Genomic DNA, 24,745 nt, shown 5'->3' with positions numbered 1-24,745 from the left:
TGGACGCGTGTGCGACCGGTCGTCGACGCCCATGAGCGAGGGCCGGACGGGCTTGCCGGTGCGGGGTCGCGTTGCTAGCTTGATCCGCATGACAAGTGCCGACCACAGCCTCACGGAGGTCACCTATGTGACCACCGCGCTGGGTTGTCGTCTGCCGCTTGCACGCGTTCTCTGTTGTTGCCGTCGAATGCGCTGACCGACCCCCGCCGAGTCAATCTCCTCCCCGGGGCGTCGTTTCTCGAGTCTCTTCTCAGAGCACCAGCTTCCGGCTTCCGCCCCGCGACCCGCGGGGTCTTTCGACGAGGACGATCATGACCGCCACACTGCCCGAACTCTCCACCCGCACCCTGCGCACCGCCCCCGCCTCTCCTGTCCGGCGTCAGCCGGTCACCCGCGCGGTGCGTCGCGCTCCTCTGGGCACCCGCCAGCCCGTACCGTTGACTTCCGTACCGCCGACTCGGACCCCGGGTCCGGTCGCCGACCGACGCGGACCAGTGAAGGGGGACCAGCGGGTGCACGTCGCAACGCCGCGCCTGGAGTTGTCGACCAAACCCGCGGCACTCGTCCTCCGGGCCGCCCGACTGTCCGGCCCGCTGTTCCGCGACGACGCGGCCGAGCGCACCGGGCTCAGCATCTCCACGGTCAATCGTCAGGTGAGCGCGCTGCTGAAGGCGGGCCTGATCCGTGAACGGGCCGACCTCGCGCCGTCGGGCGCCATCGGACGGCCGCGGTTGCCCTTCGAGGTCAACATCTCCGAGTTCCTCACGCTGGGCATCCACATCGGCTACAAGGTCACCGCGATCACGACCCACGACCTGCTGCACCGCGTCGTCGGTGCCATCCAGATCCCGACCCCGCACGCCGACTCGCCGGAAGAAGCGCTCACCGCCATCGGCGTCAGCGCCCGGCGTTTCGCCGAGCGCTGGACGGGCCGGCGGGTGCTGTGGGTGGGCGTCGCGCTCGGTGGACGCGTGGCCGACGGCGGTGTCGTCGACCACCCCCGGCTCGGCTGGGAGGGTGCCCAGGTCGGCCGGACGATCGCCGAGGCCGTCGGACTGCCCGTGTCGGTGGCGTCCCACGTGGAGGCGATGGCCGCCGCCGAACTCGTACTCAATCCCGACGATCAGCAGTCGAGCTTCCTCTACTTCTACGCGCGCGAGATGCTCGGCATCGCCTTCAGCGTCGGCGGGACCGTGCACACCCCGACCGCCGGTCCGCCGGTGATCGGGCACTTCCCGACAGGCTCGACAACTCTGCTCGATCCGAACCGGACCGGTCGTCTGGAACCCGCGGTCAGCGACACCGGTGTCGTGGAAGCAGCTCGGGCGCTTGGTCTCTCGGTGGTCGACGTCGAGGACGTGCATGCTCTGGCGCGCAACGGTGACGTGACGGCGCGTCGTCTGCTCGAAGAGCGCGCGGAGGTGCTCGGACGGACGGTCGGGCTCATCGCCGACATCTTCAACCCGGACCACATCATCCTGGGCGGTCAGGCCTTCACCGACTACGCGGCCGGACTGCCCACGGTGGCCCGTGCCGTGCGGGAGACCTCGATCGTGTCCAAACGTGATGTGCGCGTCTCCCATTCGGGGGCGACCGTGCAGCAGCAGGCCGCCGGCGCGGTATCGCTCGACGCGATATACAGCGACCCGCTGCAGGCAATCACGTTGACTGCCTGAGCGGGTCGCGTCGACGAACCCCGGTCGGGTGGTGGGTCAGTCCGAGGTTCGTTTGTTGTAGGCGCGCAGCGCGAACGGACCGAAGATCAGCGTCAGCGCAACCGTCCAGATCAGGGTGGCCACAACCGGATACTGCATGGGGAGCGCCGCGTCCGAACCGAAGGCCGGGCCGTTGCCCCACAGCACACGCAACGACTGGACCAGTGACGACATCGGATTCCACTCGGCGATCGTCCGCAGCCAGGTGGGCATCGGTTCGGTCGGGACGAACGCGTTCGACAGGAACGTGATCGGGAACAGGACCGAGAACATGAAGCCGTTGACGGCCTCGACGGTCCGCAGCCACGATCCGATGAGGATGCCGAACCAGATCATCGCGAAGCCGAACAGCAGGAGCAGCGCGAACGCGAGGACCGCCTCACCGAACGAGCCGCGGATCCGCCAGCCGATGGCCAAGCCGGTCACAGCCATGACGACGATGCCGATCGAGCTGTGCAGCAGGCTCGCGATACTGCGTCCGATCAGCACCGACGACCGTTGGATGGGCAGCGATCGGAACCGGTCGATGATGCCCTTCTCCAGGTCGGCGGTGATACCGGTGGACACGATGAACGCGGTGAACACGATCGTCTGGCCCATGATGCCCGGGAGCAGGAACTCTTTGTACGACGCCGAGTCGGTCTGGATCGACGCGCCGAACACGTAGGCGAACAGCAGCACGAACATGATCGGCTGGATGGTGACATCGGAGAGCATCTCCGGCATCCGCTTGGTGTGGATCATGTTGCGCTTGACCATGATCCAGGCCTGTTGCCAGATCGTGGTCGGGTGGATCCGCGGCTTGTCCGCGACCACCGCGTGGGTGTGTGCCGTGGTCGTCATCAGGAACGCTCCTCGTCGGTGGTGTTGTCGGTGTCCTCGGCGTTGCTGGACTCCTCCGCACGGTGGCCGGTGAGCGAGAGGAAGACGTCGTCGAGGCTCGGACGGGAGAGCCCGAAGTCGTCGACGGCGATGCCGCTCTCGTCGAACCAGGCCGCAACACGTGGCAGGTCGCCCAGGCCGGCAGCGGCGGTCGTGAGCCGGCGGGCCGCCACGTCGACGAACACCTCCGCACCGTTCTTGCGCAGCAGGGCCTCCGCGGCGGGTAGATCGTCGGCGTGCGAAACGGTCAGCACCAGGCTGGCCGAGCCCGCCTGCTCCTTGAGTTGCAGTGACGTGCCGTGCGCGATGATCGTGCCCTTGTCGATGACGACGATGTCGTCGGCGAGCTGATCTGCTTCCTCGAGATACTGCGTCGTGAGCAGCAGCGTGGTGCCGTCGGCGACGAGTTCGCGCAGGACCTCCCAGAGTTCGGAGCGGCTGCGCGGGTCGAGGCCGGTCGTCGGCTCGTCGAGGAAGAGCACCGGCGGTGTGGCCAGCAGACTGACCGCGAGGTCGAGCCGACGACGCATGCCGCCGGAGTACGACTTGACCTGTTTGTCACCGGCGTCGGCGAGCGAGAACTGCTCGAGGAGCTCGTCGGAACGTTGCGCGAGGGTCTTGCGTCCGATGCCGTAGAGCCCGCCGATCATGCGCAGGTTCTCGCGACCCGTCAGGATCTCGTCGACCGTGGCGGCCTGTCCGGTCAGGCCCATGTTCTGCCGGACCATCCCGGGTTGCTCGCGGACGTCGTAGCCTGCGATGCGCGCCGTGCCGCTCGTGGGTGGTGAGAGCGTGGTCATCATGCGGACGGTGGTGGTCTTGCCCGCGCCGTTGGGGCCGAGCAGGCCGAGCACGGAGCCTCGCGGCACGGTGAAACTCACACCGTCGACCGCCGTGAAATCGCCGAAGCGTTTCACCAGGTCGATGGCTTCGATGGCGACGTCGGACGTCGCGACTTCTCCCGGTGCGGTGGCGGGAACTGTGACTGAGCTCATGATTCTCCACGGTATCTATGGGGTGTGACAGCCGCGACCGAATTTCGTGGCGTCCGGGTGACGTCGGGGAACAATTCAGGGCACCTTCGGGGTGTGGTGGTCATCGTCGAGAGGTCAGACCGTCCTCCCGCACCGAACTCATCGGTATCGGCACCAGGAATCCGACGGCCGGATCGGATTCGAGCGTAGAACCTCAAGCTCGGTTGAGGTCAATTGCAGTGGTTTGCTCGTACGCGGAGATAGCGCGCCCGTATCTCCGCTGATGCGGGTACGGTGTCGCAGTGACCGCAATTCGAATCAGGGACGCCGCCGCGCTGCTGGGCGTCAGTGACGACACCGTCCGGCGCTGGGTCGCGACCGGCGTCCTGGAGGCCTCCGACGACGGACCCGTCGCCACCGTCGACGGGGCGCGGCTCGCCGCCCTCGCCCGCGAGCGCGCGGTCGCACCGGACGACGGGGCATCGGTCGGACGCTCGGCTCGCAATCGGTTCACCGGGCTCGTCACCGACGTCCGCACGGATGTGGTGATGGCCCAGGTGACCCTGCAGTGCGGACCGTTCGAAGTGACGTCGCTGATGAGTGCGGACGCCGTTCGCGAACTCGATCTGCGGCCCGGCGTCGTGGCCACGGCCGTCGTCAAGGCGACGACCGTGATCGTCGAGACCAACCGGGAGAACAGATGAGAAGGCTTGCCGTCGCGGTCGCGACGACCGGACTGCTGCTCGTGGCGGGGTGCTCGTCGTCCGGCGGAACGGACACCGACTCCACCGACTCCACCGCCTCGACGACCCTCGACGTGTCGGCGGCGGCCTCGCTGAAGAAGACGTTCACCGCGATCGCCGACGAGTTCGAGGAACAGCACGAGGGGGTCACGGTGCGCATCTCGTTCGACGGTTCGTCGACGCTGGCCAACCAGATCGAGCAGGGCGCGCCTGCCGACGTGTTCGCCAGTGCCGACGAGAAGAACATGGACAAACTCGGCGATCTCGCCGTCGGCCCGGCGGTCTTCGCCACGAACACACTCGTGATCGTCACGGCGCCGGGCAATCCCCGTGGTATCGCGTCGTTCGCCGACCTGAACAAGCCCGACGTGACGGCGGTGATCTGCCAGTCGGCTCAGCCGTGCGGTGCCGCGACCGAGACCGTCGAGCGCAACACCGGTGTCACCGTCGACGCGGCCTCCGAGGAACAGTCGGTGAGCGCGGTGTTGACCAAGGTGACGACCGGCCAGGCGGACGCGGGTGTGGTCTACGTGACCGACGCCCGAGGAGTCGGTGACAAGGTGGCCACCGTGACCGATCCGGCCTTCGCGGCCGTGGTGAACTCCTATCCGATCGCGACCCTCACCGGGGCCCGCAACGCCGACCTCGCCGAGCAATTCGTCGACCTCGTCCGCGGCGCGGATGGTCAACGCATCCTGCGCGAGGCCGGCTTCGGAGCGCCTTGACCATCAGTTCGTTCATCCGTTCACGACGCGACCCCGCGGGGTTGCCCGGGTGGACGTACGGCCTGGCACTGATCGGTGTCGGACTGATCGTCCTCCCTCCACTGGCGCTCCTACTCCGTTCGCCGTGGGCCACCTTCGTCGAGCAGATCTCGTCACCCTCGTCGCTCGACGCACTGCGATTGTCGCTGATCACCGCCGGTGCCAGCACCGTCATCTGCCTGATCGTCGGGGTGCCGATGGCGCTGATCTTCGCGCGACACGACGGTCCGGTCATCCGAGTGCTCCGCGCACTGGTGTTGCTGCCCTTGGTGTTACCGCCCGTGGTCGGCGGTCTCGCATTGCTGTACACCTTCGGCAGGCTCGGGATCGTCGGCGAGCACCTGCACGCGGCCGGCCTCGACATCGCGTTCACGACAGCGGCTGTCGTGCTCGCACAGACCTTCGTGGCGCTGCCGTTCCTCGTGATCAGCGTCGAAGGCGCGGTGCGCGTCGTCGGGACGCGATACGAGGAGGTCGCCGCAACCCTGGGTGCCGGTCCGACCCGGACCCTGTGGCGGGTCACCCTCCCGTTGGTCCTGCCGTCTCTCGTCGCGGGCCTGGTACTCGCTTTCGCGCGGGCGCTGGGGGAGTTCGGTGCGACCATCACGTTCGCCGGAAATGCGCCCGGGGTGACCCAGACCGCGCCGCTGGCCATCTATGTGTCGGCCATCGACGACCCACAGGCCGCGATACCGTTGTCGCTCATCCTCGTCGCCGTGTCGTTGGTCGTCGTCGTGGGAGTGCACAGCCGCCGGTCGCGTCTCGGGGGTGGCTTGTGACCGGAGTGGATCTGGAGGTGTCCATCGACCTCACAGTGCCCGCGTTGCGCGTCGAGCACCGTTTCGCCGCCGGCACGACCACCGCGGTCGTCGGGCCGAACGGTGCGGGCAAATCGACGATGTTGCGCGTTGTCGCCGGCCTGCTGCGCCGAGATGACCGGTGCCGGATCACTCTTGGCGACAGGGTGTTCAGCGACACCACGACGTTCGTGCCGCCGAGCCGGCGCGGAATCGCACTGCTGTCGCAGGATGCTCGCCTTTTCCCGCATCTGACGGTCGCCGACAACGTGGGGTTCGCGCCTGCGGCGCAGCGTCTGACGAGGTCGGAGATCCGGGAACGAGTGGAACGCTGGCTGTCGGCAACCGAGGTCGCCGACCTCGCCGACCGCAAGCCGCACCAGCTCTCCGGTGGGCAGGCACAACGCGTCGCGATCGCTCGGGCCCTCGCCGCGCAACCGCGAATACTGCTGTTGGATGAGCCTTTCCGTGCACTCGACGTCGACGTCGCGAGCCGGTTGCGAGCACTGCTGCGTACTCTTCTCGCCGACCGGGACCGCACGACGATCATGGTCACCCACGACCCGGTGGACGCCCTCGGGCTGTGCGACGACATCATGGTCCTGGAGGGCGGCCGCGTCGTCGAATCCGGCTCCGCGCGCGATGTTCTGACACGTCCCACAAGTCGTTTCGCGGCGTCGTTGTCCGGGCTCAACCTGTTCGTGGGCATCCTGGACGCGGACGACGCCGTCGTCGACCCGTCAGGCAATCGGGTCGTCGGCAGCGCCGGTGACGACGGGCCACAACCGGGTGCGGGCGCCGCTGCCACGTTCTCGCCACGGGCCGTCGCCGTCTACCTCGAAGCGCCCCACGGTAGTCCGCGTACCACGCTGGCCGCCGGCGTCCGTGACATCGCGCCCCGGGGTGACCACGCCGTGGTGACCGCCGAGGTGGGGAAGCAACTCGTCGCGGCCGAGGTCACCTGGGCGGCGGTCGCCGACCTCGGGCTCGTCACCGGACTCGCGGTCTACCTGGTGGTCAAGGCGAGTGAAGTGCGGATCAGCGCCGTGGGCCCGGGCTCGCTCTGACCGCCAGACCTCAACTCGACCGACAGACTTCGATCGAAGTCTGCCGGTCGAGTTGAGATCTGGCGGTGGGGGATCAAGCGAAGCGACGCTACGACAACCCGCCGCCGACGACGAGGCCGAGCCCGAAAGCGGCGGCGGACGGAACGCAGGCAAGCTCGAACTCGAGTGTGTCGAAGATCGAATCCGAGAGGTAGGTCCGACGACGCAGGCCGACCAGAAACAGCACGATCTGGACGCTCGTTCGACTCTCGATCGCCGAACTCGTCGGATACACTTCGAATCCAGCGGCTGATGCCCTCGGCACGTGTTTCGGCAGGTCCACGTGCCATCCCCGTCCACTGCGTCCGGGTCAAGTTCAGGACAGGGTTACCGGCCTTTGGGGCCTCGACTTCCAATTGCGCCTGCACTCGTGTCGGCAGAAGGTCGCGGACGCCCCCGACGGCTGCTGGATCGAGAACCAAGTCGGACAAACTCCCGCTCTGACTTCGCGAACCACCATAGATGTGCGATGACGCCGGTGGCTCACTCCCCGAGCGGCCCGTCGCGGTGGGCTTCGAGCACGCGGGCCTTGAGATGTTTGTAGCCCCGGACGCGCAGTGTCGGTATCGATTTGAGGTAGAAGCGGTCGTCACCACCGAGCTGGTCGGCGATCGCGTCGTCGATGAGTGTGGTTCCGGGACGGGCCGACCCGGCGAGACGCGAGGCGATGTTCACCGGTTCGCCGAAGACGTCTCCGAGTCGGGCGAGGACGGAACCTCGCGCCATGCCGACCCGCAACGGGGGAAGACTGTCGTCCGTGGACAGCTGATGGATCTCCAGTGCTGCACTCGCCGCGGCGGGGGCGTCGTCGAAAGTGAACATGACCGCGTCGCCGAGGGTCTTGATGACGCGCCCACCATGATCCACGACCACGTCGAAGGTGTCGTCCTCGAACGAGCCGAGCAGGGACTCCAGGTCATTCAGATCGATGCGCCGGGAAAGGCTTGTATAACCGACGATGTCGGCGAAGCCGACGATCAGATCGATCTCCTCGTCGTCGGAGTGATCGGTGTGACGCTCGATCGCCTGCGCCATGTGCCGACGCCAGATGAGTTGCTGGATCTGGCCGAGCGCGAGACTCATCTGGTCGAAGTCCCACGGCACCGCGGGGTCGTCGACGATGTCACGCAGCAGGTCGGCTTCCCACTCTGCCAGCCGGGACATCGTCTGTCCGATGGCTCGGGCCATCGCGATCTGGCTGGTCTCCGGCATCGCCGACGAGGAGGACGCGAACATGCGCAGGGCGGCGAGGTCGCGATCGGAGAAGACCTTGTCCGAGGAAGGCTGACGCACGAAACCGAATGCATTCCAGGCCTTCTCGGCGAAATCGGCGGACAGTCCGAGTTCGGCGACCAGTTCGTCGCGAGTGTAGCGGGGGCGGTCCCGCGCTTCCGAGGCGTCGTTCATCCGATCCGAGTCCCATCTCCGGCGTCGGCTCAGCATAGCGGCAGACGGGGCGCCCGACCCGCTCGTCACGCAGAAGGTGCAGCCGCCGCAGCCGCCGCAGCCGCCGCGGACAGGGCGACGGCAACACCGATCATGACGAACCCGAGCGTGTATCCGACGTCCGACGGTGCGCCGGGGGCGTCGCCACCGACGGTGACCAGGCTGGCCATGAGTGCGGCACCCACCGCGCCGCCGACTGTTCGGATGTTGACATTCATTCCACTGACGGCGCCCGTCTGGTCCGGCGGGACGGCGGCGATCACCAGGTTGGAGACCGCGGAGAACGCCAGTCCCAGTCCGACACCGACGATTGTGCACCAGACGTAGATCAGGCCGGCAGCGGTGTGCGCGGCCGCGAGCGCCAGGTAGCCGACAGATGCGACGAGGGAGCCGCTGATCAGCAGGAGTCGGGCGCCGAATCGTCGGGTCAGGCGACCGGCGAACAGTCCCAGCACGAACATCCCGGCCGAGATGGGCATGATCATCAGTCCAGCGATCGTGCTCGACGCACTGAACCCGAACCCGTCCGTCTGGGACGCCTGGAGGAACTGCGGCAACGCCGTGAACGCGGCGAACATCCCGACCCCGAGCAGGAAGGACGACAGGTTGCCCGCCCACACGGTCGGCTCCCGCATGATCCGGACATCGATGAGGGGTACCGCACTTCGGAGTTCGACGGCGAGCCACAGTCCGAAGAGCAGAATCGCCATGGCGACCAGCCCGGCGAACTGCCACGACACCCACCCGATCGTGGGCGCCCGGCTGATGGCGACCAGCAGCGTGAGGAGCCAACCCGCGAGAACGACTGCGGCGGGCCAGTTCACCCGCGCGTCCGACGAGCGTGTGCTGTCCGGTGCGACCACGATTGCCGCGCAGACCGCCGCCAGCGCGATCACCACACACGGCAGGCCGAACAGCCACCTGACGCCGAACGTCGACTCAATTGGTCCCGCGATGACGATCCCCATCCCGAAACCGACCGCGATCAGTGCGGCGATGGACCCGATTGCACCTGCCACACGCGCCGGAGGGAAGACGTCGCGCACGATGCCGAACGCGGCGGGCAACAGACCGCCGGCGACTCCCTGCAGCACGCGCGAGACGATCATGGCCGCCAGAGTGGTGGCGAATGCTGCCATCACAGTGCTGATCGCGAGGACCACGAGGCACCAGACGAACACTCTCTTGCGGCCGAACAGGTCCCCGCACCGTCCGATGATCGGGGTGCACACCGATGCCGACAGCAGGAACGACGTGAGGACCCACGTGATGCCGACCGAGTCGGTGCCCAACTCCCGCTGGAGTGCCGGTAGCACCGGGATCACCACCGACTGCAGCATCGCCATCGACGAAACAGCCACCGCGAGAACGAGGAATGTCGGACGGTGAGAGTGATGAACCCCGTCGAGGGGGAATTCCGGCGCGACCTTGCCGTCGGACACGATCCACCCCTTTCCGGGACATAGTGAAGTGAACTCAGTTAAGGTGGCAGGTACGCGCCGAGTCAAGGGGCGGACATGGGCAGAAGCCGCGAACGGTTTCCGAGCGAGGAGAAGACATGACAGACAACGGCGTCGACCTTCTCGTGATCGGCGCGGGTATGGCTGGTTGCACCGCGGCGGCCAGGGCTGCGACCCAGGGCCTGTCTGTGTGTCTGGTCGACGTCGCCGACGATGTGGGCGGGTCCGCCCGGTACGCGGGTTACGCGTGGACGATGCCCGACCACGAGGTGATGGCCGAGCAGAACCCGGATGGCGACCCGGTGTTGCGTCGGCGATTGGTCGACGGCTTCGGTCCCGCCGTCCACTGGCTGCGCGAGTTCGGCGCCGATGTCGGTCCCGCGCAGCGGATTCTGAGCTACGGCCGCGGTCATCGGTTCGACACCAACCACTACGTCGACCTGTGTCGGAGGACCGTGACGGACCACGGTGGCGAGATGCTCCTGGGCACGGACACCGAAGAGCTGTTGATGTCGGCGGGCGCGGTCGTCGGTGCCGTCGTCCGGCGCCCCGGGGAGTCGACCCGCGAGATCGAGGCGAGGCACACGCTCATCGCCACCGGCGGGTTCCAGGCCGACCCGGATCTGCGTGCGCGTCACCTGCATCCATCGGCGCGAAACACCGCACTTCGATCGAATCCGAACAGCCGCGGCGGCGGGCTGCGTCTCGCGGCCGCGGCCGGGGCGGCTTTCGGCACCGCCGGCGCGGGCTTCTACGGCCATCTCATCCCCAGCGAGATCACGTTCACCGCCGCGGATTACGTCGAACTGGCGTTGTACTACAGCGAGCACGCGCTGCTGTTCAACCTCGACAACAAGCGGTTCACCGACGAGTCGCTCGCCGACCACCTGACGACGATGGAGTTGCTCGCGCAACCGGAGGCGCGCGGCCTGCTGATCGGCGACGCGCGAGTCCATCGCGACTGGATGACGACGGCGTACGTCGAAGGTGCGATCGCACCGGACAAGTTCGCGCTGGCGAGCAAGCGAGGCGGCCGCGTCGGGGTCGCGGAATCCCTCGACGAACTGCAGTATCTCCCGGAGGAATGGGGTTATGACGGCGCGGTCATCGCCGCCGAGATCGAGTCGTACAACACGGCTGTGCGCGACGGCACGCTATCGGTCCCGCGTGCGCTGGACCCGATGCCGCTGGACGAGCCGCCGTACTACGTCATCGAGACCGTCCCGGCGGTCACCTTCCCGTTCGTCGGCATCCGGATCGACGAGAACGCCCGCGTGACCGATGGGTCCGGTGATCCGATCCCCGGATTGCTCGCCGCCGGGTCGGACACCGGCGGTCTGTGGTACCGCGCCTATGGCGGCGGGTTGGCGACAGCCCTGGTCTTTGGTCTCGCCGCGGCCGACACCGCTGCTTCGGCCTAGCGGTCACGGGCGGGGAGTCGCGGGCCGCAGGCGCCCCGAGAGGGTCATCCGTTCGGACGCACCACGGCCCGCCCGGCGACCTCCCCACGCCGAAGCAGCTCGTAAGCCCTCGGCGCATCCTCGAGCGTGAATTCCACCGTCTCCGCGGACAAACGGCCGGCAGCGGCGAGCTCGACCACCGCCGACAGGTCCGATCGCGTGCCCCAGAACGGTGCACCCACCTGCCATCCCTGGGCGAGTCCGAGGTCTTTGCCCACGAGTACGCGTCCGCCTGCCGTGCCGACCACCACGAGCCGCCCACCGGGTCCGAGGAGCTCCAGGGAAGTCTCCACCGTCGATGGTGCGCCGGCGAAGTCGAGAACGAGGTCGGCGCCGCCGAGACCGCGCACAGCCGGACGAGCCTCGTCGACCGAGGCGTGGGCGGAGATACACCCCAGCGTCGACGCGAGGGCCTGCGCGTCCGGACGCTGATCGACGGCGATCACCGCGGAGACGCCCAATGCCGAGAGGATCTGCACGGCCATGTGGCCGAGCCCGCCGACGCCGATCACGACCGCGACGGTCGACTCGTCCACGACGTCCAGGTTCATCCGAATGGCGTGGAAGGCCGTCAATCCGGCGTCGGCGAGGGGAGCGGCGAGCCCCGGGTCGAGGTCGCCGGTCGGGACGAGCACCTCATCCGACGGCACGAGCAGCTTCTCGGCGAGTCCACCATGGTGGCCCAGGCCATTCCCGATACGCGGTAGGGGCTCGCCCGGGACCCGCGCCAGGTGCAGACAGTAGTTCTCCCGTCCGCGACGGCAATTGCGGCATCGCCGGCAGGCCCAGATGCCGTGCACCACCACGCGCCTGCCGAGCCAGGACGAGTCCGCGGACGGCCCAGCCCCGACGACCGTGCCGGCGGTCTCGTGGCCGAGGGTGAGTGGGAGCGGATAGTCGAAAATGCCCGCGCCGGAGTCCATCACGTGAATGTCCGACAGGCACAGCCCCGCCGCGTCGACGCTCAGGACCAATTCGGCGCCGATGGGTTCGGGGTCGTCGATCTCCCGGACCTCTGGTGGGGCTCCCCATTCGACGAGCTGAACGGCGCGCATGATCAGTTCCTCTCGTCGAGCGTCACGAGCGTCTTGCCGAGGTGATCGCCGTGCAGCATCGCGATCATGGCTGCCGGTGCGGACTCCAGGCCGTCGAAGACCTTCTCGTCGAACCGTATCCGTCCGGCGGACAGATGATCGCCGAGTTCCTCCTGCATCGCCGGGGTGAGGTGGTTGAACGAGCCGGCCCGGTAGCCCTCCATGCGGATGCTCTTGGCCACCAACTGGAACAGGTTGTGGGGGCCGGGAACCGGGTCCCCGGCGTCGTAACCGGAGATGGCGCCGCACACGGCGATCCTGCCGCCGGCCCGCATCGCGTCGAGCGCGGCGGTCAGATGGGCGCCGCCGACGCTGTCGAAGTACGCGGTGATGCCCGCGGGAGCAGCCTCGGCGAGTGACTCGGCGAGAGGCCGCGCGCGATGGTCGAACGCCGCGTCGAGGCCGAGCTGGGAGAGCAGATGATCCACCTTCGGCGGGCTGCCCGCCGATCCGATGACGGTGGCACCGCGCTGCCGTGCCAGCTGCGCGACCAGACTGCCCACCGCCCCCGCGGCCGCGGACACCCAGACCGTGTCGTCGGCCTCGACGTCGAGGATCACGGTCACGCCGACGTAGGCGGTGAGGCCGGAACTACCGAGGGGACCGAGGAACCAGTGGTCGGGGAAGCCGCTCGGCTCGATCCGGGTGGGGGCGCCGTACCCACCGAGGGTGCCGGCGTCGCCACCGAGGATCGCGAGGTCGCGGTACCCCTGCGTGTGCGAGACCAGATCGCCCACCGTGAAATCGGGGGACCGGGACTCGACGACCTCGCCGAGGGCGAGACCCGCCAGCGGCTCACCGATGGCCAACGGCGGGAGATATCCGTCCGGCGTCTGGGCTTCCAGCCGGATGCGTAGCGACGGGTCGATCGACAGCCAGGTGTTGCGGACCATGACCTCGCCGTCGGCGAGCGTGCGCACCGGTGTCTCGACGATGTCGAAGTCGTCGGCGCGCAGCGCGCCCTCCGGCCGGCGTGCCAGACACAGCTGTCGGTTGGCCATGATCTCCTGCGTTCTCCTACGGTGAGCTGCGGCGGCCGGACGTGAGTCCGGTCAGAGCGGGGTCGGGGTTTCGCTGCGGTGGGAGCCGCGGACGCCGAAGTGCTCCACTCCGTCGCGAGCATCGACGCGTACCACCTCGCGGTCCACCAGTACATCGAGGTGCGCCATCGTCTCGCATACGGCGATCAGTTGATTGAACGTGTCCAGTGCGCCGAAGGGGCGATTGTGTCGAGTCCACGGCAGACGCTGTGCCACCGCATGTCCCGGTAGTGGTCGTCCGTGACCCGCGAGCAGATCGACGATCTGGGTGAACCGGTGCTCATGGTGTGCGAGGAGAACCTCTGCGCGAGCGCCGATCTGGCCACCCACGGCGCCATGCGCGGGCGCGATGGTGTGATCGCGATCGTCGACGAGCAGTTCGAGAGACCGGAGGAACTTCGCGAGTGGCATCTCCCAGTCGCCGAGCTCGAAACCGATCGAGGGCGTGATGGTCGGCAGGATGTGATCGCCGGTGAACGACAGCCGGTGATCGTGATCGTGGAAGACGATGTGTCCCTTGGTATGGCCGGGCGTGTGAACCGCTTCGACACGTCGGCCGGGAAGAGGGAGGAGTCCTGGCTCGAGCCAACTGTCGGGCTGCTCCCAGTCCGCGATGGAGAACGGTTCGGCAATCGTCATCGCGTGGACGGTGTCGGCAAGCTCGAGAGCACCGGCCCGCCGGACCTCACGCAGGGACGACGTCGGGACGTTGCTGTCGACGCGGGCGATCTCGGCCAGGCCCGGGGCCTCGGCCGCCCCGAGGTGGACACGACATCCGTGTCGTCGACGTAGCTCCACCGCGAAGGTGTAGTGGTCGCGATGGATGTGGGTCACGAAGACGTCGTGGATCTCGTCGGGGGTGCGTCCGATGACAGCAAGTGCTTCGGTGAGTTCGCGGTGGGTGTCCGGTCGGTGCCAGCCGCCGTCGATGAGCGCGATACCCGAATCTGTCTCGAGCACATAGATGTTGACCGCTCGCAGGCCGTCCTGCGGTAGAGCCAGCGGGATCCGGTGAACGCCGTCGACAACGGGGTGGCATCCCGCCTCGAGCCACGTCGTCGAGGAACTCCCGACGGTCACGACGTCGGTTCGGTCAGCGGCACCATGGTCATCTCGTCGCCGTACCAGATCATCCGACGCCCGCGCATGCTGCCGACGTGGGCGACGGCCGCCTTCCACTCAGGGCTCGCGAGTGCGGCGTCGAGTGCTTCTCGCGACTCGAAGCTCAGCACCGACAATCCGTCCCATCCCGACGACTTCTCGTCGATACCCTCCACGATCTCCGTGTGCTGCCATCGGAGCAGACCCGGCAACGGGTAGGTGACGTCGGCGTGCTCGCCGCGCCACCACTCGATGAACTGGTCGTGGGTCCAGTCGCTGGGGCGCGATGCCAGCACCATGAGGTTGAACATTGTTGCTCCTCTTGAAGATTTTCACACGGCCTGGCCGGCGAGCCGGGTGGCCAGCGCGATGGCGTCGGGCCGCGAGAGTTTGCCGACTCGATTCTGGGGAAGGTCCTCGACGGCGAACACGTACTCGGGCCATTTGAACTTGGGGAAACCGGATCGGTCGAGCTCGTCGGTGACCGCCGCCAGGGTCATCTCGGCTCCGCCTGCCACGACGAGGGCCGCGGCGCGTTCACCGAGCATGTCATCGGGTACGGGTACGACGCAGACCTGTACGACACCCGGGATGCCGGCGATGGCGCTCTCGACCTCGTTGATGTCGATGTTGCGCCCACCGCGGATGATGATCTGCTTCTGGCGTCCCATGACCTGGATGAAACCGTCATCGGAGACCTCCACGAGGTCGCCCGTCGGCAGGAATCCGTCCGCGGTCAGCTCCGGCGGGTGCGGCTTCCCGTCCCGGGCGTAGCCGACGAACAACGACGGTCCGCGAACCTGTGCATCGCCGATCTCCCCGGCGGGCAGGGTGGCGCCGGATGCGTCGACGGCGCGGACCACGGTACCGGGAAATGGCTTGCCGTCCTTGCCGAGCCGGCGTTCGCGAGGGTCGGAGGGGAGTGGTGTGGTGTGCCCGAGGCACTCCGACATCCCGAACACGCGGAGGAACGTCGTGCCCAGTGTCTCCTCGGCCTCGGACAGTGCGCGGACGTTCATGGGTCCGCCCCCGACGGTCATGGCCCGCAGCGCCGTGAGGGGAGTGTCGGAACCATCGGCGATGGACAACTGGAGTGCCATCGTGGGAACGAGCATGGTCCAGGCGACCTCGTGGTCGCGCATGGCGGTCAGCGCACCCGCCGGTGTCCACCGATCGATACAGACCATCGTGCCGCCCAGGAACGCGGGAAGGTACATACCGAAGCAGAAGGCCGCGACCGAGGAGAGCGGCACGAAGGCACCGATCGCGTCGCCGGCACGGAGACCGACTGCGTCGATGGTGCTCTGGGCCGCGTACCGAATCGCCTCCTCGGACTGCACTACGCATTTCGGCCGTCCGGTGGAACCGGAAGTCATCGCGATGGCGGTGCCGCCCGACCAGCGAGCGATGGGACCGAAGTCCGGTCGAGCCAGTACCGTGCGATGCGACCCAGCGGCGAGTCGGGAACCGAAACGTCCGTCGTCGGCACCCCAGTGCGCCAGCACATCGTCGTCGGCGATGACGACGTCGGGGGCGATGTCCTCCACCGCGAGGTCGAACTCCGACGCCGTGGCATGTGGACTGAACACGGCGACGAGACCGCCACGAAGACCGACACCGACCGCGCAGGCCAGCGTGTGCCAGGTGTTGTCGGCCTGGACGATCACGGTGGGTGCGGCCGCGTCGTGCGTGGCGAGCGCATCGGCGATCGCCTGGGCGGTGTCGACCACGTCGCCGAGCCGGTGCTCCCCGAACCGGTCGATGACCGCGACCTGGTCCGGCGCCGTGGCGGCACGATCGATCAGTTCTGTTGCCAGTGTCTTCATCTCACCTCACCTCCGAACATCTCCAACGTAACTCTTCGACTCCTCGGGCCCGAGCCGATCCGGGTTGCCGTCATCGGGCCGTCCAGCCGCCGTCGACCACGAGGGTCTGGCCGGTGACATACGAGGCGGCGTCGGACGCCAGGAACAGGACCGCGCCGTCGACCTCACCGTCGCGACCACCGCGTCCCAGCATCGTGTTGCGCCGGACCCACCCGGCCGACTTGTCGTTGGTGAACAGTCCGTCGGTCATCTCGGTGTCGAACCAGCCGGGCACGACGGAGTTGACACGGATGCCGCGCCGGCCCCACTGCCCCGCCAGCTCGCGTGTCATGCCCAGGGTCCCGGCCTTCGACGCGGCGTAGGAGGCACCGCCGATCGGGGCGGTCGAGACCAGGCCGATGACCGACGCGATGTTGATGATCGATGCCGTGGCCTCATCGCCGAGCCGACCGACAAGATAGGTCGACAGGTGGAAACCGGCCAGCAGATTCAGGTCGAGAATCGCCGAGAACCCCTCCGGCGTCTCCTGTTCGGCGTCGGGCGGACCGGCCATCCCGGCATTGTTCACCAGCACGTCGACCCGTCCGGTGGCGAGGAAGGCCTCGTCGACGAGGTTGCGGCGACTCGCATCATCGGTGACGTCACACCGGACGGGCACGATCGACGGGTACTTCTCCGCGAGTTGTTCGAGCCGGTCGAGGCGACGCGCGGCCGCGAAAACTGTTGCGCCGGCGGACGCCAGCGCCGAGGCGAAGCCCAGGCCCAGTCCGGAGGACGCGCCGGTGACGATCGCGGTGCGCCCGGCGAGTCCGAACAGGTCCGACAGAGCGTGTTCAGTGGTGGTCGTGGTGGTCGTGGTGGTCACTGTGGCCTCCTCAGTAGACCGCGGTGCGGCCGCCGTCGACCGGGATCAGTGCGCCGGTGGTGTAACCGGCGGCGTCGCTCGCGAGATGCGTGACGAGCCCCGCGATCTCCTCCGGCCGTCCCAGCCGGCCGGCGGGCAGGCGGTCGGTGACGAGACCGATGAACTCGTCGTCCCAGTTCTCGGCCATGTCCGTCGCGAAACTGCCCGGCATGACGCAGTTCACGCGGACGGTCGGCGCGTACTCCTGGGCGAAGGCCTGGGTCAGGGCGTTCAGTCCGTTCTTCGCCGCGGCGTACATCGCCTCCGCGGGACTGGGCCGGACGGCACCGATACTCGAGATGTTGATGATCGAACCGCCTCCCGCGGCGCGCATCCGATCGCCCGCGACGGCCATCAGTCGGAACGGCCCCTTCACGTTCACCTCGATGGTCTTGTCCCACAGCGATTCCGAAACCGACACCAGGTTGTCGGCGAGCGGGGCGATCCCGGCGTTGTTGACGAGGATGTCCAGGCTGCCGTGACGTTCGATGATGCCGTCGACTGCGGGCTCGAGCTCGTCCCAGCGGCCCACGTGCAGGGCTAGGGGGTGCGCGTGCCCGGGGACGTCCTCGAGAGCGGCGACGGCTTCGGCGCAGGCGTCGGGCTTGCGGCTGGACACGATCACGGTCGCACCCGCCTCCTTCAGGCCGCGGGCGATCGCGAGCCCGAGCCCGCGACTCGCGCCGGTGACGAGGGCGACCTTCCCGGTGAGATCGGTACTCATGAGTGCTTCTTGACCTCCAGTCGGGCGATGGTGCGGAGATGGACCTCGTTGGGGCCGTCGGCGATCTGCAGGGCACGCGTGATCGCATGCAGGCGGGCGAGGACGGTGTCGTTGCTGACCCCGGCGGCGCCGAAGGTCTGCACGGCGCGGTCGACGACGCGGTGCGCGACCTCCATGGCGGAGACCTTGATCGCGGCGACCTCGGATCGGGCGGCGGCGTTGCCCTGGGTGTCCATCAGCCACGATGAGTACAGGACCTGGAGCCGGATCTGATCGATCTCGATCCTGCTGCGCGCGATCCATTCCCGGACGACCCCGCGGTGGGCGAGCGGCCCGCCGAACGCGTGGCGCTCCAGCGAACGTTTGCACATCATGTCGAGCGCCCGCTCGGCCATGCCGACCGCTCGCATCGCGTAGTGCATGCGGCCCGGGCCGAGGCGCCCCTGGGCGATGGCGAACCCGTCGCCCTCCGCGCCGAGCATGTTCTCGGCAGGCACCCGCACGTCGGTGAACTGCACCTCGCCATGGCCGAGGCGGTCGGTGAAGCCGAACATCGGCAGATCGCGGAGCACCTCGATACCCGGGGTGTCGAACGGGACCAGGATCATGCTCTGCTGACGGTAAGTGGGACCCGTGGGATCGGACTTGCCCATGAAGATGATGAGCTTGCAGTCGGGGTCGAGAACGCCTGAGGTGTACCACTTCCGGCCGTTGAGGACGTAGTCGTCACCGTCGCGCGCGATCGTGGACGTGATGTTCGTCGCGTCCGACGATGCGACGGCCGGTTCGGTCATCGCAAAGGCGGACCGGATCTCGCAATCCAACAACGGCTTCAGCCATTGCTGCTTCTGCGCCTCGGTGCCGTACATGGCCAGGATCTCCATGTTGCCGGTGTCGGGGGCGGAGCAGTTGATCGTCTCGTTGCCGATGATGGACCGGCCGACGATCTCGGCGAGCGGTGCGTACTCGAGGTTGGTCAGTCCGGCGCCCAGTCCATCGTGGGTCATGAAGAGGTTCCACAGGCCGCGATCGCGGGCGAGCTTCTGCAGATCGCGCATGATCTGTGGCTGTTCGTGCGGGTTGTCGTTCTCGGCGATCTGCTCGTCGTACACCCGCTCGGCAGGATAGACGTGGTCGGTCATGAACTCCTCGAGCTGTGCGGCGAGCTCGCGGGTCCGTTCGGAGTAGGAGAAGTCCACGGTGAAGCCTCCAGGCTGGGTGGTCGGTGATGCCGGACGAATCCGGTCAGGAGATCGGTGTCATCGGCTGGGGATCAACGCTGTCGGGCCATCAGTTCGGTGCCGGTCTCGATGAGTCGAGAGATGGTGTCCGGCAGCTTCTCCTGGTCCGGATCGTGATGGCGTCCCTCCCGATGTCGACGGAGGTTGTGGCCCATGATCGCCGCCATCTTGAGACGGCCCAGGGCGTCGAACCAGGTCAACTCGGGCAGCTCGATTCCGGTGTCCCGGGTGTAGGCGGCCACGAGGTCACCGGCGGAGGGGAGGCCGGCGACCTCGCGTCCCACACCCGGGAAGTTGGTCCCGTCGGCGAAGACGAGGAACCACCCGAGTTCGACGCGGGGATCTCCGATGCTCCAGATCTCCCAGTCGATGAGGGCGACCGGTTCGGGGCCGGCCGAGATGATGTTGCCCAGGCGGTAGTCGCCGTGGACCAGAACCGGATCGATCGCCTTCGGGATGCACCGAGTCAGCAGTGCGAGCAGTTCCTCGCCGCCGTCGACCAGTTCGGCCGGCACCGCGCGCAGCGTGCGAGCCCAGCGCTCGAGTTCGTCTGCGGGAGAGAGGACATCACCGGTATCGGGGATGCGTCGGTGATCCACGGCGTGCAGTCGGGGCAGGATCTCCGCAGCCCGCAACATCCGGGCGGCAGCGAGATCCGGGAGCACTGGCGGGTCGTCGAGAACCGGTTCCAATGACTCGCCGGCCACGAGTTCCATGGCGAACCAGGCCGGCTCGTCGCGGTCGATCTGCAGGACCTTCGGCACCGGTACGTCGGTGTCGGCGAGCGCGGCCAGGATGGCGGCCTGCCGCATCATGTCGTGGCGGCCCACCGACCGCTGTCCCTCGGGTACCGCCTTGACGACGAAATTGCCGCCGTCGGTTTCCACCCGGTAGGTGAGGCCGGAGTGACCGCCGGGCAGGGTGGCGAACGACGTCACGGCCAGTCCGTGTGCCGTACGCAGTCGGGTCGAGACGCGCTGTTCCAGAGAGGGAGTCGAGTAGAGGGTCACAGTCGCGGTTCCTTCGGGAGTCCGAGCACGCGCTCGGCGATGATGTTGTGCTGGATCTCGTCGGTACCGCCGGCGATGCGATAACCGGGCGCGCCGAGTACGTGCTCGGTCCATGCATATCGACCCCATCCGCCGTGATCGGCGACCAGTTCGGGTCCGAGTAGTAACCGGACCACCTCGGAGGTACGTGCCATGGTGTCGGTCGCGAGTAGCTTGCCCATCGACGCCTCGGGACCCGGTTCGGCCCCACTCACCATTGTCTGCGCGACGCGCATGCCGGCGATGCGCTGGACGAATCCCCGGGTGACGAGGTCGGCGACCCGGTCTGCTTCGAAGTCGGTCAGAGGCCGGCCGAGCTGCCGGGCCAGTTCGACGGCCCGATCGGCGTTGGCGAGACCGAGACCGGCACCGTCGAGTCGCTCGGCGGCCAGGACGGTCAGGGCAACCGGCCAACCCGAACCGATCGGCCCCAGTCGGTGCTCGTCGGTGAGTCGCACGTCCTCCAGGTAGACCTCGTTGAACGACGTACCGCCGGTCATCTGCCTGATGGGCCGGACGGTGACCCCGGGTGCGTCCATCGGAACGAGAAAGACGGTCAGTCCCTTGTGCTTGGGGGCGGCCGGATCGGTGCGGCAGACGGCCACCCCGTAATCGGCGACGCGTGCTCCGGAGGTCCAGACCTTGTGTCCGTTCAGAACCCAGGTGCCGTCGCGTGCGACCGCCCGGGTGCGGACCGCCGCCAGGTCCGAACCGGCCTCGGTCTCGGAGAAGAGCTGGCACGCTATCAGATCCGTGCGGAGCATCGCCCGGACGAAACGGTCCTGCTGGTCGGTGGTTCCCCACTGCGCGATCGTGGGGGCGACGAGTTGTTGGGTGACCGAGAACATCTCGGTACGACGCGGGACATCGAACTCCTCCTCGACGGCGCGGAAGGCGAGCTCGTGGGCGACCGGCAGGTTCTGGCCGCCGAATGTCTCGGGCCAGGTCAGCGCGCCCCATCCGGCGTCGAACTTCGCCTTCTCGTAGGCCGCGACCGCGTCGGTGTGCGCTCGTTCCTCCGCTGTGGTCCAGTTCTCGAACACCGCGACGGAGTCGCTGCCCTCGCCCCACCCGGTGTCGGTGGTCGGCGAGGCGACGGTGCGCAGCCACGTCCGGGCCTCGGCGGTGAAGGTGGCCAGGTCGGGGAGGGTGGTGGTCATCTCGATCCGATCGCGAGTGCTGTGGTTCAGACGGTGAGCACAGTGCAGGCACTGATGCCCGGTGCCCCGTAGACGTGGGTGAAACCCACCTTCGGCGCTCCGGGTACCTGACGGTCGCCGCCGTCGCCGCGGAGCTGAGTGACGATCTCGTGGATCTGACGCAATCCCGACGCGCCGATCGGTTCACCGTTGGCGATACAACCGCCATCGGTGTTCACCGGGAAGGCACCCCCGATCTCGGTGCGCCCCTCGGTGATCCACTGCTCCTGCGCACCATGTTCACAAAAACCGCACTCGGCCATGTGCATGATCTCGGCACCGCTCTCGGTGTCCTGGAGTTGCGCGACATCGACGTCGCCGGGAGCGATGCCGGCCTGTTCGAAGGCGGCGGTCGCGGCATCGGCGGTGACGCTGACCGGTTCACCGGTGCCCTGCACGGCCGGGCTGAAGACCTCGAACGATCCGAAGCGTCGTGTCCGATGGCTGATCGCGCGGACCTGCACGCCACGGGCGCCCAGGCGGCGGGTGGCCTCGGCGCTCGCGACGACGACCGCCGCGCCACCCTCACCCGGGGAGCAGAACATGTACCGCGTGAGTGGATCGTTGACCATCGCGGCACCGGCGATCTCGTCGGCGGTCATCGGCTCCCGCCGCCACGCGTTGGGGTTGAGTGCGCCGTTGCGGTAGGCCTTTTCGGCGACCTTCGCCAGCGTGGGCGGGGTGATGCCGTGCACGCCCATGTAGCGTGCGATCTTCGAGCCGAAGAACTGCGTGGTGACCATCAGGCCCGCGTCGCCGTAGCCGTCGTCGAGGCCCCATTCCGCGGGCATCGGATCGAACGCGCCGCGTGGGTGTTTGTCGAAGCCGACCGCCAGTGCGATGTCGGCCGCGCCGGACCGGATCGCGTTCACGGCAGACACCAAGGCGCTCCCGCCGGTGGCGCAACCGTTCTTGACGTTGGTGAACGGAATTCCCGTGAAACCGAGTTCGGCGACGAGGGTGTCGGCCAAACCGGCTCCGTCGCTGCCGCCGAAGGCGACCTGGACGTCGGGCCAGGAGATCCCGGCGTCGTCGAGGGCGGTTCCGATGGCGGTGACGGCCATCTGCCGGCCACTCGTCCCGGGCTGGCGTCCGAACTTCGACAGCCCGGCGCCGATGATGTTCACGTCGCTCATCGGGTCTCCCCTTCCTGGATCGTCGCGTCAGCCGATTCGTCCGGGTGAACGGCGAAACGGGGTACGGGTTCGGTGGCGATGAGAACGGCAGGGGCACCCATGAGCCCGTCGAAGGTCTCACAGTCGAGGATGCCCGCGACGCGAATGCCCTCGGGCAGTTCGACATAACCCATCGCGAAGGGCGAGAAGCCCTCGGGTGGGGGGACATACGGAGGCGACTTCGGTGCGAACCGCTGGACCGTGTAGGTCCACACCGTGCCCTGGGTACTCAGTGCCCGGGGCGCCGCCGTCGCGGTCGCGCACCGCGCGCAGTGCGCGGTGGCCGGGAAACCGACTGTGCCGCAGTTACTGCACTCGGAACCCATGAGTACGCGATCGTTCTCCGTCATGTCCCTCCCATCCATTCCGTCTCGAGAAATCAGTCGGCCGAACCGGTCAGCGACCGACCCACTTCGGCTCACGCTTGTTCAGGAACGCGTTGACGCCTTCCTTGGCGTCCTCGGACTGCAGCGCGTTGCCGACCGCGAGGTGCTCCATGACCATGAGCGACTGGATGTCGGCGTCGAGACCACGGTCGATGGTCATCTTGGTGAGCTTCATCGCGAACGGGCTCTTGTCGATGAGTGGCGCGATGAAGTCGGCCTCGAGCTGGTCGAGCTCGGCAGCCGGCGCCGAGGCGTTGATCAGGTTCCAGTCGGTCGCCTCTTTGCCCGACAGCAGCTTGCCGGTCAGCATGAGCTCCTTGGTCTTACGGATGCCGATCATGCGGGGGAGGCGGTAGATCGGGCCTGCGCCGCCGAACAGCGCACGGCGGATGTGGAAGTCGCCGATCCGGGCGTCGTCGGCGGCGATGGCGAAGTCGCACGAGATCATCAGCTCGAAACCGCCGGCGGTGACGTAGTCCTCGAGGACCGCGACCGACGGGGTGTTCATCGAGTACAGGCGGTCGCACACCTTGGCCGAGAGCACGGCGACGTCCATGGCGTTGGTGGTGCCGACGAAGTCGCTGAGCAGGATGTCGAGGTCGAATCCGGAGCAGAACTGGTTTCCCTTGCCGCGCAGGACGAGTACGAGCAGATCAGGGTCGTTGTCGACCTCGACGATGATCTCGTCGAGACGGTGCAGCAGCTCCGGGGTGACGGCGTTCTTCTTGTGCGGGCGGTTCAGCCACACGCGGGCGACGGGACCGTCCTTCTCGAGGATGATGTGGTCGGTGTCGATCATTGAGTTTCTCCTTGACGGACGAGCAAGTTGAACTGGATTCACTTCAGTTGTAACGGCCGAGCAGGGTGGAAGTCAACACTCGACACCGGAAAGCCTACTGAACTAAGTTCACTTTATGACTGTGATCGAAAAGTACTACGCCACGGTCGACAGCGGGCGGCTGGAGGATGCGATGGCCCTGCTCGCCGCCGACGTCGAGTTCACGATGGTCCTGCCCGGTGGCGAGAACCGCGGCCGTGGCCGCGACCGCATGCTCGAGTATCTGCGCAATCGGCCACCGGTCAACCGCAAGCACGTCGTGCAGCGGACCGCGGGTGACCGCGATCTCGAGTTCGCCCAGGGCAAGGTGACCGAGAACGGCAGCCTCACAACGGGTTTCTTCGTGGGTGTCATGCATCTGGACGGCGACGGACTCGTCGCCCGCTATCAGGTGACCTTCAGTCCGGACTTTGCCCTGATTCCCGATGAGCAGGAGGAACGATGACCACCGCCCCGACCCCGACTCTCGCCCGCTGGTTCGAGTACATGGATTCCGATGACCCGGACCGCGTGCTCGGCATGATCGCCGACGACTTCGTGATGTCCGTGCAGTTCTCCAAGGGGGGCGGGGAGTCCGCCGAATTCGTCGGGGACCGGGCCGGCCTCGTCGGCTACCTCGCACAGCGGGAGAAGAGCACGCTGGTCCACCACATCGATGTCGGCGTGACCGAGGCCGGTCACGAGATGGTGCTCGGCCGCACGACGAGGAATGGCGCCTTCGAGGCATCGTTCTCCGCCATCGCACAGGTCGACGCCGCCGGCTCGGTGCGTCGGTTGCTCATCGCGCGTACTCCCGAGGTCTCGTTCGGCTGAGTTGTCCG

At 67.7% G+C, this 24,745-nt stretch carries 26 protein-coding genes; 8 read left to right on the top strand and 18 right to left on the bottom strand.

The features are described from left to right. The first annotated feature begins 512 nt into the window (after nt 1-512). Nucleotides 513-1,676, top strand: coding sequence for an ROK family protein (locus tag MHN80_RS13925; protein ID WP_033206251.1), 1,164 nt, complete (start codon nt 513-515; stop codon nt 1,674-1,676). A gap of 36 nt (nt 1,677-1,712) precedes the next feature. Here MHN80_RS13925 and MHN80_RS13920 read toward each other — a convergent pair whose 3' ends face one another. Together MHN80_RS13920 and MHN80_RS13915 are read right to left on the bottom strand one after the other, a co-directional pair. Next, nucleotides 1,713-2,558 carry an ABC transporter permease gene (locus MHN80_RS13920; protein WP_004018977.1) on the bottom strand — a complete coding sequence of 282 codons (846 nt, stop codon included), beginning with the start codon at nt 2,556-2,558 and terminating at the stop codon, nt 1,713-1,715. Then, a complete protein-coding gene (locus MHN80_RS13915) occupies nt 2,558-3,592 on the bottom strand; it encodes an ATP-binding cassette domain-containing protein (protein ID WP_239402335.1) in 1,035 nt (344 codons plus the stop codon). The genes MHN80_RS13920 and MHN80_RS13915 overlap by 1 nt, the downstream gene beginning before the upstream one ends. Nucleotides 3,593-3,873: 281 nt before the next feature. On the opposite strand from MHN80_RS13915, the gene MHN80_RS13910 reads away from it, so the two are divergent. Genes MHN80_RS13910 through MHN80_RS13895 form a run of 4 tightly spaced genes read left to right on the top strand, consistent with a single transcriptional unit; the run spans nt 3,874 to nt 6,942 of the window. Next, nucleotides 3,874-4,275: a molybdopterin-binding protein gene (locus MHN80_RS13910; protein ID WP_004018975.1), complete on the top strand. Its 402-nt coding sequence runs from the start codon at nt 3,874-3,876 to the stop codon at nt 4,273-4,275. Continuing rightward, complete coding sequence (modA, locus tag MHN80_RS13905; RefSeq protein WP_239402334.1) at nt 4,272-5,039, top strand: molybdate ABC transporter substrate-binding protein; 768 nt, start codon at nt 4,272-4,274, stop codon at nt 5,037-5,039. Before MHN80_RS13910 ends, modA begins: the two co-directional genes overlap by 4 nt. After that, complete coding sequence (locus tag MHN80_RS13900; RefSeq protein ID WP_064570485.1) at nt 5,036-5,857, top strand: ABC transporter permease; 822 nt, start codon at nt 5,036-5,038, stop codon at nt 5,855-5,857. Before modA ends, MHN80_RS13900 begins: the two co-directional genes overlap by 4 nt. After that, entirely contained in the window at nt 5,854-6,942 is a 1,089-nt protein-coding gene (locus tag MHN80_RS13895; RefSeq protein WP_239402333.1) for a sulfate/molybdate ABC transporter ATP-binding protein, read from the top strand. Before MHN80_RS13900 ends, MHN80_RS13895 begins: the two co-directional genes overlap by 4 nt. 88 nt (nt 6,943-7,030) lie before the next feature. On the opposite strand, the gene MHN80_RS13890 is transcribed toward MHN80_RS13895, so the two are convergent. From MHN80_RS13890 to MHN80_RS13880, 3 genes are all read right to left on the bottom strand, one after another. Continuing rightward, nucleotides 7,031-7,168: a hypothetical protein gene (locus MHN80_RS13890; protein WP_239402332.1), complete on the bottom strand. Its 138-nt coding sequence runs from the start codon at nt 7,166-7,168 to the stop codon at nt 7,031-7,033. 296 nt (nt 7,169-7,464) lie between these two features. Beyond that, nucleotides 7,465-8,388, bottom strand: a complete 924-nt coding sequence (locus MHN80_RS13885) for an adenylate/guanylate cyclase domain-containing protein (RefSeq protein WP_239402331.1) — start codon at nt 8,386-8,388, stop codon at nt 7,465-7,467. Nucleotides 8,389-8,453: 65 nt separating this feature from the next. Continuing rightward, nucleotides 8,454-9,869 (bottom strand): MFS transporter, encoded by a 1,416-nt coding sequence (locus MHN80_RS13880; protein ID WP_239402330.1) that lies wholly within the window; start codon nt 9,867-9,869, stop codon nt 8,454-8,456. A 116-nt stretch (nt 9,870-9,985) separates the two neighbouring features. Between MHN80_RS13880 and MHN80_RS13875 the strand changes: the two genes are divergently transcribed. Then, a complete protein-coding gene (locus MHN80_RS13875; protein WP_239402329.1) occupies nt 9,986-11,308 on the top strand; it encodes an FAD-dependent oxidoreductase in 1,323 nt (440 codons plus the stop codon). Nucleotides 11,309-11,352: 44 nt separating this feature from the next. Here the strand turns inward: MHN80_RS13875 and MHN80_RS13870 are convergent, their stop codons facing one another. The 13 genes from MHN80_RS13870 to MHN80_RS13810 form a co-directional block, all read right to left on the bottom strand. Next, on the bottom strand, nt 11,353-12,402 hold the full coding sequence (locus MHN80_RS13870) for an alcohol dehydrogenase catalytic domain-containing protein (protein ID WP_239402328.1): 1,050 nt from the start codon (nt 12,400-12,402) through the stop codon (nt 11,353-11,355). 2 nt (nt 12,403-12,404) lie between these two features. Then, nucleotides 12,405-13,442 carry an NADP-dependent oxidoreductase gene (locus tag MHN80_RS13865; protein WP_239402327.1) on the bottom strand — a complete coding sequence of 346 codons (1,038 nt, stop codon included), beginning with the start codon at nt 13,440-13,442 and terminating at the stop codon, nt 12,405-12,407. 51 nt (nt 13,443-13,493) lie between these two features. Next, nucleotides 13,494-14,561, bottom strand: a complete 1,068-nt coding sequence (locus MHN80_RS13860; protein WP_239402326.1) for an MBL fold metallo-hydrolase — start codon at nt 14,559-14,561, stop codon at nt 13,494-13,496. After that, entirely contained in the window at nt 14,558-14,893 is a 336-nt protein-coding gene (locus MHN80_RS13855) for an EthD family reductase (protein WP_239402325.1), read from the bottom strand. Before MHN80_RS13855 ends, MHN80_RS13860 begins: the two co-directional genes overlap by 4 nt. A gap of 21 nt (nt 14,894-14,914) precedes the next feature. Continuing rightward, nucleotides 14,915-16,408, bottom strand: coding sequence for a class I adenylate-forming enzyme family protein (locus tag MHN80_RS13850; RefSeq protein ID WP_239402324.1), 1,494 nt, complete (start codon nt 16,406-16,408; stop codon nt 14,915-14,917). Nucleotides 16,409-16,478: 70 nt separating this feature from the next. Continuing rightward, nucleotides 16,479-17,273 carry an SDR family NAD(P)-dependent oxidoreductase gene (locus tag MHN80_RS13845; RefSeq protein ID WP_239402323.1) on the bottom strand — a complete coding sequence of 265 codons (795 nt, stop codon included), beginning with the start codon at nt 17,271-17,273 and terminating at the stop codon, nt 16,479-16,481. Between the two features lie 10 nt (nt 17,274-17,283). Beyond that, complete coding sequence (locus tag MHN80_RS13840) at nt 17,284-18,036, bottom strand: SDR family NAD(P)-dependent oxidoreductase (RefSeq protein WP_239402322.1); 753 nt, start codon at nt 18,034-18,036, stop codon at nt 17,284-17,286. Beyond that, nucleotides 18,033-19,235 (bottom strand): acyl-CoA dehydrogenase family protein, encoded by a 1,203-nt coding sequence (locus MHN80_RS13835; protein WP_239402321.1) that lies wholly within the window; start codon nt 19,233-19,235, stop codon nt 18,033-18,035. The genes MHN80_RS13840 and MHN80_RS13835 overlap by 4 nt, the downstream gene beginning before the upstream one ends. A 74-nt stretch (nt 19,236-19,309) precedes the next feature. Further along, on the bottom strand, nt 19,310-20,287 hold the full coding sequence (locus MHN80_RS13830; RefSeq protein ID WP_239402320.1) for a phosphotransferase family protein: 978 nt from the start codon (nt 20,285-20,287) through the stop codon (nt 19,310-19,312). Next, nucleotides 20,284-21,486 carry an acyl-CoA dehydrogenase family protein gene (locus MHN80_RS13825; RefSeq protein ID WP_239402318.1) on the bottom strand — a complete coding sequence of 401 codons (1,203 nt, stop codon included), beginning with the start codon at nt 21,484-21,486 and terminating at the stop codon, nt 20,284-20,286. Before MHN80_RS13825 ends, MHN80_RS13830 begins: the two co-directional genes overlap by 4 nt. 26 nt (nt 21,487-21,512) lie before the next feature. Further along, nucleotides 21,513-22,661: a thiolase family protein gene (locus MHN80_RS13820; protein WP_239402317.1), complete on the bottom strand. Its 1,149-nt coding sequence runs from the start codon at nt 22,659-22,661 to the stop codon at nt 21,513-21,515. Beyond that, on the bottom strand, nt 22,658-23,050 hold the full coding sequence (locus MHN80_RS13815) for a Zn-ribbon domain-containing OB-fold protein (protein WP_239402315.1): 393 nt from the start codon (nt 23,048-23,050) through the stop codon (nt 22,658-22,660). Before MHN80_RS13815 ends, MHN80_RS13820 begins: the two co-directional genes overlap by 4 nt. A 46-nt stretch (nt 23,051-23,096) precedes the next feature. Then, on the bottom strand, nt 23,097-23,885 hold the full coding sequence (locus MHN80_RS13810; protein ID WP_064570468.1) for an enoyl-CoA hydratase/isomerase family protein: 789 nt from the start codon (nt 23,883-23,885) through the stop codon (nt 23,097-23,099). 115 nt (nt 23,886-24,000) lie between these two features. Between MHN80_RS13810 and MHN80_RS13805 the strand changes: the two genes are divergently transcribed. Both MHN80_RS13805 and MHN80_RS13800 read left to right on the top strand, forming a co-directional pair. Next, entirely contained in the window at nt 24,001-24,369 is a 369-nt protein-coding gene (locus MHN80_RS13805; RefSeq protein ID WP_064570467.1) for a nuclear transport factor 2 family protein, read from the top strand. Beyond that, the gene (locus tag MHN80_RS13800) at nt 24,366-24,737 is read left to right on the top strand and encodes a hypothetical protein (protein WP_239402314.1); all 372 of its coding nucleotides are present in this window, start codon (nt 24,366-24,368) and stop codon (nt 24,735-24,737) included. The genes MHN80_RS13805 and MHN80_RS13800 overlap by 4 nt, the downstream gene beginning before the upstream one ends. Nucleotides 24,738-24,745: the final 8 nt, after the last annotated feature.

This window comes from Gordonia sp. McavH-238-E, from assembly GCF_022348225.1.
Taxonomy (GTDB): domain Bacteria; phylum Actinomycetota; class Actinomycetes; order Mycobacteriales; family Mycobacteriaceae; genus Gordonia; species Gordonia terrae.
This window is presented reverse-complemented; position numbering and strand designations above follow the sequence as displayed.